The sequence below is a fragment of the uncultured Sulfitobacter sp. genome, assembly GCF_947499945.1.
Classification (GTDB): Bacteria; Pseudomonadota; Alphaproteobacteria; order Rhodobacterales; family Rhodobacteraceae; genus Sulfitobacter.
Genome location: NZ_CANMQD010000014.1, coordinates 1 through 11227 on the forward strand (window position 1 = coordinate 1; position 11227 = coordinate 11227).

Annotated in this window: 13 protein-coding genes; 11 read left to right on the forward strand and 2 right to left on the reverse strand. The window is 58.2% G+C overall.

The window, feature by feature from the left end:
- The 7 genes from benC to Q0775_RS19765 all read left to right on the forward strand — a co-directional run.
- Positions 1–1038 (forward strand): benzoate 1,2-dioxygenase electron transfer component BenC (gene benC, locus Q0775_RS19735; RefSeq protein WP_366863725.1); only part of this gene is annotated, 1038 nt, incomplete at its 5' end.
- Complete coding sequence (benD, locus tag Q0775_RS19740) at positions 1035–1814, forward strand: benzoate diol dehydrogenase BenD (protein ID WP_298865289.1); 780 nt, start codon at positions 1035–1037, stop codon at positions 1812–1814. The genes benC and benD, both read left to right, overlap by 4 nt.
- Positions 1815–1856: 42 nt before the next feature.
- A complete protein-coding gene (locus Q0775_RS19745) occupies positions 1857–3029 on the forward strand; it encodes an ABC transporter substrate-binding protein (RefSeq protein ID WP_298865291.1) in 1173 nt (390 codons plus the stop codon).
- 57 nt (positions 3030–3086) lie between these two features.
- The gene (locus Q0775_RS19750; RefSeq protein ID WP_237272085.1) at positions 3087–3956 is read left to right on the forward strand and encodes a branched-chain amino acid ABC transporter permease; all 870 of its coding nucleotides are present in this window, start codon (positions 3087–3089) and stop codon (positions 3954–3956) included.
- A 3-nt stretch (positions 3957–3959) separates the two neighbouring features.
- Positions 3960–4952 carry a branched-chain amino acid ABC transporter permease gene (locus tag Q0775_RS19755; RefSeq protein ID WP_298865296.1) on the forward strand — a complete coding sequence of 331 codons (993 nt, stop codon included), beginning with the start codon at positions 3960–3962 and terminating at the stop codon, positions 4950–4952.
- Positions 4945–5688: an ABC transporter ATP-binding protein gene (locus tag Q0775_RS19760; RefSeq protein WP_298865298.1), complete on the forward strand. Its 744-nt coding sequence runs from the start codon at positions 4945–4947 to the stop codon at positions 5686–5688. Before Q0775_RS19755 ends, Q0775_RS19760 begins: the two co-directional genes overlap by 8 nt.
- A complete protein-coding gene (locus Q0775_RS19765; protein ID WP_237272082.1) occupies positions 5681–6373 on the forward strand; it encodes an ABC transporter ATP-binding protein in 693 nt (230 codons plus the stop codon). Before Q0775_RS19760 ends, Q0775_RS19765 begins: the two co-directional genes overlap by 8 nt.
- Positions 6374–6392: 19 nt before the next feature.
- Here Q0775_RS19765 and Q0775_RS19770 read toward each other — a convergent pair whose 3' ends face one another.
- Together Q0775_RS19770 and Q0775_RS19775 are read right to left on the reverse strand one after the other, a co-directional pair.
- Positions 6393–7283, reverse strand: coding sequence for a LysR family transcriptional regulator (locus Q0775_RS19770; protein ID WP_298865306.1), 891 nt, complete (start codon positions 7281–7283; stop codon positions 6393–6395).
- 139 nt (positions 7284–7422) lie between these two features.
- Positions 7423–8286 (reverse strand): dioxygenase, encoded by an 864-nt coding sequence (locus Q0775_RS19775; RefSeq protein ID WP_237272080.1) that lies wholly within the window; start codon positions 8284–8286, stop codon positions 7423–7425.
- A gap of 95 nt (positions 8287–8381) precedes the next feature.
- On the opposite strand from Q0775_RS19775, the gene Q0775_RS19780 reads away from it, so the two are divergent.
- The 4 genes from Q0775_RS19780 to Q0775_RS19795 form a co-directional block, all read left to right on the forward strand.
- Positions 8382–8858, forward strand: coding sequence for a hypothetical protein (locus Q0775_RS19780; RefSeq protein ID WP_348422433.1), 477 nt, complete (start codon positions 8382–8384; stop codon positions 8856–8858).
- On the forward strand, positions 8855–9706 hold the full coding sequence (locus Q0775_RS19785; RefSeq protein WP_298865313.1) for an alpha/beta hydrolase: 852 nt from the start codon (positions 8855–8857) through the stop codon (positions 9704–9706). The genes Q0775_RS19780 and Q0775_RS19785 overlap by 4 nt, the downstream gene beginning before the upstream one ends.
- The gene (locus tag Q0775_RS19790; RefSeq protein ID WP_298865316.1) at positions 9703–10542 is read left to right on the forward strand and encodes a 3-keto-5-aminohexanoate cleavage protein; all 840 of its coding nucleotides are present in this window, start codon (positions 9703–9705) and stop codon (positions 10540–10542) included. The genes Q0775_RS19785 and Q0775_RS19790 overlap by 4 nt, the downstream gene beginning before the upstream one ends.
- Positions 10539–11227: CoA transferase subunit A (locus Q0775_RS19795; RefSeq protein WP_298865319.1), on the forward strand; the 689-nt coding region annotated here is incomplete at its 3' end. The genes Q0775_RS19790 and Q0775_RS19795, both read left to right, overlap by 4 nt.

Consider the following 11227-nt stretch of genomic DNA (forward strand, 5'->3'; position numbering starts at 1 on the left):
AGGGAGGAGTATGCCATGACAACCTATAATGTAGCCCTGAATTTCGAGGATGGCGTCACCCGCGTCATTCAATGTGAAGACGACGAGATGGTGACCGAGGCCGCCTTTCGCCAGAAAATTAACATCCCCATGGATTGCCGTGATGGCGTTTGCGGGACGTGCAAGTGCTTTGCCGAAAAGGGCGAGTTCGAGCTGGAATTCTACCTTGACGAAGCGATGACGGAGGAGGAAGCCGCCGAAGGCTATGTCTTGACCTGTCAGATGTCACCGCTGAGTGATTGCGTTGTGCGGGTGCCGGCCACCTCTGCAGTCTGCAAGACAGCGCCCGAGCCTTTAGCGGGTGAGGTTCTCGGCGTGGACCGACTTTCTGAGACCTCGTTTGGCCTTCGTGTGAAGATGTCCAAGACAGTGGGGTTTCTGCCGGGCCAATATGTGAACGTCAGCGTGCCGGGCACAGACAAACACCGCTCCTATTCATTCTCGTCCAAACCGGGTGCGGATGAAGGCCATTTTTTGATCCGCAACATCCCCGGTGGTGTGATGAGCAGCTATCTGGGCGAGCGCGCCAAGGGTGGTGATGCAATCACGCTGACCGGACCGATGGGGGCATTCTACTTGCGCCCGATGGAACGTCCCCAACTTTGGCTGGCAGGTGGTACGGGTCTTGCCCCCTTCCTGTCGATGCTGGAGCATCTGGCAGAGCAGGGCAACGATCAGCCGATCACGCTCTATTATGCAGTTACCCATGCTGCGGATCTGGTGGAACTGGACCGCGTGCAAGCGCTGGCCAAGCAGATCGGCAATGTCACAGTGATCACGGTTCTGGCGGCAGAAGAGGACGCGCACGAGCGTAAGGGTTTTGTCACCGATCACGTCTCTGCGGAGGATCTGAACGGCGGTGATGTCGATGTCTATCTGTGTGGCCCGCCGCCCATGGTGGATGCCGTTCGCGGACACTTCGGCACGCTGGGTGTTGAGCCTGCCAATTTCCATTTCGAAAAGTTCAACCCGACTGAAACAGAGGCGGATGCGGCATGAGCCGCCGCTTTGAAGACAAGGTGATGGTCGTGACCGGCGCCGCCCAAGGCATCGGCCGCTGCGTGGCCGAGCGTGCAGCGGGTGAGGGCGCAAAGGTGCTGATCGTAGACCGCTCACCCGCGCGCGATGAAGTGGTGGCAGCGATCCGCGCCAACGGTGGTTTAGCAGAGGCGATCAATGTCGATCTGGAGACATGGACCGGTTGCGACGGGGCGATGGAAAAGGCCCAGAGCCTCTGGGGCCGGATTGACATTCTGGTCAACAACGTGGGCGGGACCATCTGGGCCAAACCGTATGAGCATTATGAGCCCGAGCAAATCGACGCCGAAGTGCGCCGCTCGCTGTTCCCGACACTTTATTGTTGCCGCGCTGCGATCGAGCGGATGCTGCCGCAAGGGTCAGGCGTGATCGTTAACGTCAGTTCTATCGCCACGCGCGGGTTGAACCGTGTGCCTTACGCCGCGGCGAAGGGCGGCGTGAATGCCATCACTGCCAGTTTGGCTTGGGAAATGGCTGAGCGCGGCATTCGCGTCGTGGCCACCGCACCGGGCGGCACTGAAGCCCCCGAACGTGTGACCCCGCGCAACCCGAACGCAGAGCAGGAACAGCGCGCGGACTGGTACCAGACCATCGTCGACCAGACGATTCAGTCCTCCCCCATGAAACGATACGGAACACTCGACGAACAGGCAGGGCCAATCCTGTTTCTGGCGTCGGATGACGCCTCCTACATCACGGGCCTTACTGTGCCCGTGGGCGGCGGCGACCTTGGATAGGCCGACATAAGAACGGTCTGATAATCAACTGGAGGAACCAAAATGAAAACGACAACACTGGCGGCCATCGGCCTTGCCACCACTATCGCGACCACAGCAACCGCCGAGGACATCAAGATCGGCCTGCTGCTGCCCTATTCCGGCGTTTATGCGGCCCTTGGCAACGAGATTGACGCAGGCTTTGCGCTGGGGCTTGAGCAATTCGGCGGCGAGACAGATGCTACTTTCGAGATTGTCCGCGAGGACACCGAAGTGAAACCACCGGTTGCCCTTGGCAAAGCCAAGAAGCTGATCTTGCAAGAAAATGTGGACGTGATTGCGGGTATCGTAAGCTCGGGCGTTCTGGGCGCTATTCGCGATATGGTCCACGGTGCAGGCGTGCCGCTGATTGTCGCGAACGCGGGCAATGATGAGGCGACGGGCGCAGATTGCTCCCCATTCATCACTCGTATGTCGTTTTCCAACGGTCAGGTAAATCGCCCCATGGGCACATGGATGTATGAGCAGGGTGTCCGCAAGGTGTATACCCTTGCCCCTGATTATGCGGCCGGTCGTCAGATGATCGAAGCATTCGAGGCCACATTCACTGCCGCAGGTGGCGAGATTGTCGGGCAAGACTTCACGCCCTTCCAGAAAACGCAAGATTTTGGCCCCTACCTGACCCAAGCCAAATCCAGCGGTGCCGATGCGGTCTATGTGTTCTATGCAGGCGGTGAGGCGATTTCCTTCGTCAAACAATACGACAGTTTTGGTCTGAAGGCTGAACTGCCGCTCTATGGCTCGGGGTTCCTGACGTCGTCTCTGTATGTGAATGCACAAGGTCCTGCGGCTGAGGGTGTGATTGCGGCGTCCCATTACGTACCGACAATTGAAAATGATGCGAACGCGGTCTTCGTAGACGGCTTTACGGCCAAAATCGGCCGCGCCCCGTCCGAGTTTGCGGTTCAGGGCTATGACGCTGCACGCGCGCTCATCGAGGCGACAAAAGCGGGTGCGACAGACCGCGCTTCGCTTGCTACCGCCCTGCGTCAGGTCACGTTCGACGGACCACGCGGCACATTGTCGATTGATCCTGCGACCAACAACATCGTGCAGCCGATCTATACCTACGAAACTGTCGCAAGTGCAGATGGCCTCACGCAAAAAATTCTGGCCCAGCTGCCGTCCGAGGCCGATCCGGCCAATGGTTGCGTGATGGATCCGGTATCTAACTAAAACAACAACCCGGCTGCGTTTTGTGGCCGGGTTTTTCATGTGGGGGGAGGTCCTAAAATGACAACCGATCTTGGCTTCTGGACGCTACAGGCGCTCAACGCGCTACAGCTGTCGATGCTTTTGTTTCTACTATCTGTCGGCCTGACTGTGATCTTCGGCCTGATGCATTTCGTTAACCTTGCCCATGGTGCGCTTTATGCCCTTGGTGCGTATTTCGCGGCCTCTTTTGCCGCGATCTGGGGCTACTGGGCGGCGTTTTTACTCGCGCCTGTGGCTGTCGCGGGAGTGGGGGTTCTGCTCTATTCTGGCTTCATCCAGCGGATGCGCAAATCGGGGCCGATGGCGCAAGTTCTGGTGACTTTTGGCCTTATTTTCGTGCTGTTAGACCTGACACGCATCGTCTGGGGCGATCTGCCTCTTGCGATTGAAGTGCCAGCAATGCTGGGCGGACGGCTCGCGTTCCTCGGTGTCGAATATCCGACTTATCGTTTGTTTATCATTGTTCTTGGCCTCGTCGTTTTAGCCGGTCTCGCCTTCGTTCTGGGGCGGACTCAGATCGGTGCGATGATCCGGGCAGGTGTCGACAACGACGAGATGGCCGCCTGTCTGGGCATCAACGTGGAGCGTCTTTTCTTCTGCGTTTTCTGCGTCGGTTGCGCGCTGGCGGGTCTGGCCGGTGCAGTCGCTGCGCCGCTGCTCAGCGTCTCGCCCGATATGGGGCTGCAAATCCTGATCCCCACGCTGATCGTGATCGTGATCGGCGGTCTCGGGTCGCTCAAGGGCGCTGTCGCGGGATCGCTTATATACGGCTTTGTGCAGACTTTCGGGGCCGTGCTGGCACCGCAACTCTCTTCTGTTCTCATTTACGCCCTGTTGGCCGCGGTCCTTGTGATCAAGCCGGTGGGCCTCTTTCCGGCGAAAGGATAGATCATGTTCCATCACACGCCTTTCCGATATGCGGCCTTGGTGCTCTTGGCATCGGGTGCGCTGTTTCAGGCCTTCACGGCACAATACTTCGGGCTGGAAATTCTGACCGAAATTCTCATCCTCGCCATGTTGGTGCTGGCACTTGATATGGTAGCCGGATTTGGCGGCATGGTATCACTGTGCCACGGCGCGCTAATGGGGGTGGGGGCTTATGGCTATGCTGTGCTCTCCACCACGGCAGGTCTCACCCCGCCAGTAGCGATGGCGGCGGCCGTGGGTATCACCGCTGGCATCTCATGGGTCATCGGTGCGATCTGTTCGCGCAGCCATGGCATCTATTTCATCATGGCAACGCTCGCCTTTGGCCAGATGGCCTATTCCTATGTGTTCGAGGCTCCGATCTTTGGCGGTGATGACGGCTTGGGCGGGATCGAGCGTCTTGATCTGTCCTTCATCGGCGTCGATCTGAATGATACGCGCACATTTGCACTGTTCTGCCTCGTCACACTGGCCGCCATGTACGGGCTTGCGGTTATGATCCTGCGCTCGGGGCTTGGCCGCTCCTTCTCAGGGGTGATGCACAATGAGCAACGGATGCGCGCACTCGGCCTGACCGTGTGGCGGATAAAGGCCGATGTCTTCGGGCTTTCGGGCATGATTGCAGGCGTTGCCGGCGTTCTGGCAGCACAACACATCATGTATATCTCGCCCGGATTGATGGCCTGGACCGTCTCAGGCGAAGCCCTTGTTGTCGTGATCCTTGGCGGGCTTGGCACATTGGTTGGGCCGCTGGTGGGAGCTGCAGTCTTTGTGGTGCTCAAGCACGAGCTGAGCTCCCTAACGACCTACTGGCACCTGATTGTGGGCGTCATTCTGATCGGTGTCGTGATGAGCCGCGCCAATGGGATTTTCGGCTTCATCGAGAATTCCTTCGCAGCGCGCAGCAAGACGACAGAGATAAACCCGAAAGCCATGGAGGTGACAAAAGATGCTTGAGACACGCAACTTGGACAAAAGCTTCGGCGCGGTTCATGTCACCCGAGATGTCTCGCTCAAGCTTGAGCGCGGCGAGCGGCGGGTGATCCTCGGGCCGAATGGGGCGGGCAAGACTACGCTGTTCAACCAGCTGGTTGGCGAGCTGACGCCCGACAGTGGAACTGTGAATCTGGCGGGTGAGGATGTTACCGCACTGCCGGTGGCCAAGCGTGCGCGGCAAGGACTATCGCGCAGCTATCAGAAAAACACGTTGTTCGACGGACTGACCGTTGAAGAAAACCTTGGCCTTGCGGCTGCGATCCATACGGGCAATGCAACCACGTTATGGTCGGACAGCCTTGGCAAAGCGGAGGTGCGCGAGATCGTCAAGGATGTTGCCAATCAGGTGGACCTGATGCCGTTCCTGCATGCAAAAGTCTCGCAGATCAGCTATGGTGTGCGGCGTCAGCTGGAGGTCGGTGTGGCGCTGGCCACGCGTCCGCTGGTTCTGTTGATGGACGAGCCGACGAGCGGTGTGGGGCCGGAGATGGCCAAAGGTTTCCATGATCTGCTGAACAACCTGCCACGTGATTTGACCTTGTTGATCATCGAGCATGACATGGACCTCGCTTTTGACGTGGCCGATACGATCACCGTGCTGAACTACGGCGAGGTCGTCTTTGATGGGCTGCCGGATGCTGCACGCGGGTCTGATCTGCTCAAAGAAATCTATTTGGGGAGCTGGGAAGATGCTTGAACTGAATGCAGTGAATTCCGGCTACGGCGAAACACAGGTCCTGTACGGGATGAACGTCACCGCGCAACCTGGCCGCGTGCTGGCCATTCTGGGGCGCAACGGAGCGGGCAAATCTACCACCCTCAAGACGATCATGGGGTTGTTGCCGACGAAGTCTGGCACGATCACATTTGATGGCGCACCCATTGCCAAGCGGCCTTTTGACATCGCCAAATCCGGCATCGCCTATGTGCCTGAGACGCGCGATATCTTTCCCTCGCTCAGCGTGCGCGAAAACCTCGAGATCGCCTCGAAACGCTTTGGTGATGGTGCGTGGACGATCGAGCGGGTGATCGACCTGTTCCCGCGGCTGGGCGAGCGGTTGGACAATGGCGGCATGCAACTGTCGGGCGGAGAGCAGCAGATGCTTGCCATCGCACGTGCGCTACTGATGAATCCGCGCCTGCTGGTGCTGGATGAGCCGACAGAGGGGCTTGCTCCAATCATTGTGAAGCTGATCCATGACAAATTGCAGGATCTGCGCCGCGAAGGCCTGTCGATGGTGCTGGTCGAGCAGAACTTCGGGTTTGCCACATCTCTGGCCGACGATGTCGTCGTCGTGGGTAAAGGTCAGGTGGTCTGGAGCGGCAGCGCGGATGAAATCCGTGCCGACGTTGAAACACAGCATAAATGGCTGGGTGTCTGAACCCGGAGAGGTGCGGGTTTTACCGGGCCTCGCGTGCGACGCTTTGTGCCACCTTGATGAAGTTCTGCACATGCACACCCTGTTCGTCGACGCGGTAATTGACGGATAGGGATGTCCGCGCAATCTCCGGCTCGATCCGCAGGAACTTGATCCCGTTGCGCGGGGCAGAACCTACAGAGCTGGGCACGACACAAACCCCTTCGCCAATCGCCACAAGGCTCAGCGCGGTTTGCAGGTCCATGGTGAATACTCGCTTTGGCACAGGAAACCCTGCTTCTGTGCAGGCGTTTATCACTGTATCGGCATAGCTGGGGCGGGGGTATTCAGGGTATAGGATCAGGTTGTGCGTCTCAAGGCGCCGAAGGTCGGCGACCTCGCGCGTGCCTGTATCCAGCGTGTCGGGAAGTGCCAGGATCAGATCCTCTTTAACTAAATGCTTTACCGCAAATTCTGCATCATCCAGCGCAGGACGTGCAACAGCCACATCAATCATGCGCGCCACCAGTTGCTGTCGTAATTGGGCGTTGTTCATCGGCTGGAGGCTCAGATTGATCGACGGATAGGCGGCGCGGAACGCTTTGACGATATTCGGTAAAATTCCATAGGTGGAGGAGCCGACAAAGCCGATGCGCAAACGCCCTTCCGCCCCTTGGCCAAGCCTGCGCATTTCGAGCTTTGTATCATCCAGTAAGGCGAGGATCGCGCGGCTGCGCTCCAGCAGTTTCTCGCCCGCTTGGGTCAGGCTGATCGCACTGCGCCCGCGGTTGAATAGGACCGCTTCCAGCTCCTCCTCGATCTGTTTGATCTGTCGGCTCAGCGGCGGTTGCGCCATATCCAGCCGCTCTGCGGCGCGGCCGAAATGCAGCTCCTCCGCGACGGCAATGAAATAGGTCATCTGTTTGAAGTTCATTTTCCCTCCCGTGAAAATGGAGATTTCCCGCAAACTGCTCTCCCAAGCAATCGTTTCCAGTTTGCTACCTTAGACCGCGTGTTTGCATAAAAAAAGGCCCCCGCATTAGCGGAGGCCAGTCTCAGGGGGATTTTGTGGTTTACTCGGCGGCGATGGCCTCAGACTTGATGACAAAGTCGAACTCGAAGTGCAGGTCTGTCTTCAACTCGGGTGCTGCTTTCTTGAACGTACCGATCAGGCTTTCCTTGACAGCAAACACGCTATCATCGTCGAGCCATTTGCTCTCTGCATCATAAATCTGGCTGATCAGCGGGCGGAAGCCGTCTTTGGAAATGATGAAGTGCATGTGCCCCGGACGGTTTGGGTGGTGCCCCATATAGCGCAGCAATTCACCAGCGGTTTCATTGTCGGGGATCGGATAAGGCACGGGGCGCACGGCGACAAAGGCATAATGGCCATTCTCGTCCGTCTCGAAGCGGCCGCGCAGATTATATTCCGGCTGATCGGGGTCGAGGTTTTCATACACGCCGTTTGGCGCATCTTCCCAGACGTCCATCTGGACACCGGCCACGCCATTGCCGTTTGCGTCACGAATGTAGCCCTCGAAATAGGCGGTTTCTTCGTTGTCGTAGTGCTTTTTGATGGTAGACGCACCTTTTGGTAGAACCGGCGGGTTTTCACGGTAGAAGGGTCCAAGCACGGTGGACTCGCTCTCGGGTCCGTCAACGGGGTTGGACAACATATCCACCAGCACTTCGACGCCCAGAATGTCACCCAGCAGGATGAATTCCTGACGGTTCTCGTCACAGGTCTGGCCTGCGCGCTTGAGGTATTCGCAGCCCTCAAGGAATTCGCCGTGCTGCAGGTTCACGTCTTTGCAAAAACCGTGCAGGTGACGGATGAGCGATGACATGATCTCGCGCTGGCGGTCGGTGATGTCACCGTGCTGACCCAGACTTGCGATGACCACGTCGCTGATGTTGTCGATGTTAACGATACCCATTTTTCTTCCTCCAAAGTGGCAATGTTGGTGCCGGTTTGGGCGCCTTGGCGGGCGACCCTTGGTGTGTACCGTCTGCGAAAGGGGCAGATGATCCAATGCCGTGGGCGGTATTGCGTAATACCCGCATCGGTATGGCAGTAAAGCCTGCCCTCATGGCACCACAGTGTCAGGGATATGAAGAGGAAAGCGCGATGATTGAGACGTTCCACACCATGCAGGCAAAGCTGGAGGCCACGCCGCATTTGCTGCGCCTCGGGCGCTTGTTCTCCGAGAACGTTCTTGTTCAGGTGGGCGATGATGAGATTTACCTGACCTTCGATAAGGGGCATTTGACCCACGTAACCGCAGGCCCCAGTCGCAAGACGCCTTGGCGCTTTGCGCTGCGCACCGATGCAGAGGCGCTGGCGCAGTTTTGGCAACCGCTGCCGGCACCGGGGTTTCACGACATCTTTGGTCTTCTAAAAGTTGGCCGTGGCAACATTGATGGTGATATTCTGTGCCTCGTCAAAAACCTGCGCTTTTTCAAAGAGTTCATGGCGCTGCCCCGCACCAAGCGGGAGGACGCAGCATGAGCATTGAACCGATCACAGGCCGCTACCTCACCGTCACTGTTGAGGGCGCGCCGCGCCGGATTTATTTCGAGGAAGCGGGGCAGGGCCGTCCTGTCTTGTGCCTGCACACGGCGGGTGCGGACACGCGGCAATGGCGGCATCTCATGAATGATGCGGGCATAACGGCAAACAATCGCATGATCGCCTTTGATCTTCCATGGCACGGCAAATCCTTGCCGCCTGAAGGCTTTGAGACGGAAGAATACCTGCTCACCACCGAGGCCTACATAGAGACAGTCCTTGCCGTGATTGATGGGCTGGGGCTGGACCGCCCCGTGCTTGCAGGCTGTTCCATGGGCGGCCGCATTGCGCTGCAACTTGCGGCGCTGCATCCGGATAAATTCAGCGGTTTTATCGCCATCGAGGCGTCGGATTTCCAACCCGCTTGGTATGACATCGACTGGTTTCACCGCCCCGATGCCCATGGCGGCGAAATGGGTGCGGCGCTCGTCTCTGCCAATATCTCGCCCTTTGCGCCAAACGCCGAGCGGTGGAATACGCTGTGGATGTTCATGCAAAGTGGTCCGGGCGTGTTCCGTGGGGACCTGAGTTTCTACACCAAGGATGACAGTCTGATTGCCCGTTTAGGGGATATCGACACGGCCAAAACGCCAGTTCATCTGATCGTGGGTGCATATGATCTGACTTGCACGCCCGAGGACGCAAAGCGCACGGCCGATGCCATTGACGGTGCAACCCTCGCGGTGATGGACAAGCTGGGCCACTTCCCGATGAGCGAGCATCCTGTGGGGTTCCGTCCCTTCTTTGTCGACGCACTCAAGCGGATGCCTGCGGGAGGTGCCGCATGAGTAACCCATGTATCATCTGCGTTGCCATCACAGGATCATTGCCGACAAAAGCCAACAACCCCGCCGTGCCTGTGACAGTCGCTGAGCAGATTGAGAGCACCCACGAAGCCTTCGAGGCGGGCGCCACCATCTGCCATGCCCATGTTCGCAACGACGACGAGACACCGTCGTCGGACCCCGAGAAATTTGCGCGCCTCAAGGAGGGGTTGGAGAAACACTGTCCGGGCATGATCATCCAGTTCTCGACGGGTGGACGTTCGGGCGCGGGGGAGACGCGTGGTGGGATGCTGCCGCTTTCGCCTGATATGGCCTCGCTGTCTGTTGGGTCCAACAACTTTCCGACTCGCGTGTATGAAAATCCGCCCGCGTTGGTCGACTGGCTTGCGGGGGAGATGCTCAAGCATGATGTGAAGCCCGAGATCGAGGCGTTTGATCTGTCGCATATCCTCAAGGCCAAGGACATGGCCGACAAAGGCCAGCTGGCGGGTACGCCTTATGTACAGTTTGTCATGGGTGTGAAGAACGCGATGCCCGTGGACCGTGATGTGTTTGATTACTACATTCGCACCGTGCGCCGCCTGTTTGGGGCAGATGCGCCTTGGTGCGCAGCGGGGATCGGTGCGCAGCAGTTCACACTGAACGACTGGGCGATCTCTTCGGGCGGTCATGCGCGCACAGGTCTGGAGGATAACGTCCGCCTTGATCGCGACACGCTGGCCCCATCGAATGCGGCCCTCGTAACCCGAGCAGCGCAACTGTGCGAGAAATACGAACGGCCCGTGGCCAACTGGCGGCAGGCCCGCGCGATCCTTGAATTGAAAGAAGTATCAGCATGAAAAAGGTGTTTGAGACAGCGCAGGCAGCGCTCGACGGTGTGCTGGAGGATGGGATGCTGATTGCGGCCGGCGGCTTTGGCCTCTGCGGCATACCCGAATTGCTGATCGACGGAATTGTCGCGCATGGCGCCAAGAACCTGACGGTTGCGTCCAATAACGCAGGCGTGGATGATTTCGGTTTGGGCAAACTGCTCGCCACACGTCAGATTTCCAAAATGATGGCGTCCTATGTGGGTGAGAACGCTGAATTCATGCGCCAATACCTGTCAGGTGAGCTGGAGCTGGAGTTCAACCCGCAAGGTACATTGGCCGAGCGGATGCGCGCAGGAGGTGCCGGTATTCCCGGGTTCTACACCAAAACCGGCGTAGGCACCGTAATTGCCGAGGGTAAGGACGTAAAAAGTTGGGGTGGTCAGGATTACATCCTCGAAGAAGGTATTTTCGCCGATCTGTCCATCGTCAAAGCATGGAAGGCGGATGCCACGGGCAACGCAATCTTCCGCAAGACAGCGCGCAACTTCAATCCGCCCGCAGCCATGTGCGGCAAGGTCTGCATCATGGAGGTCGAAGAGATTGTGCCTGTCGGCAGCCTTGATCCCGATCACATCCACCTGCCCGGCATTTATGTGCATCGCATCATTCAGGGCACCCATGAAAAGCGGATAGAGCAACGCACAGTGAGGAC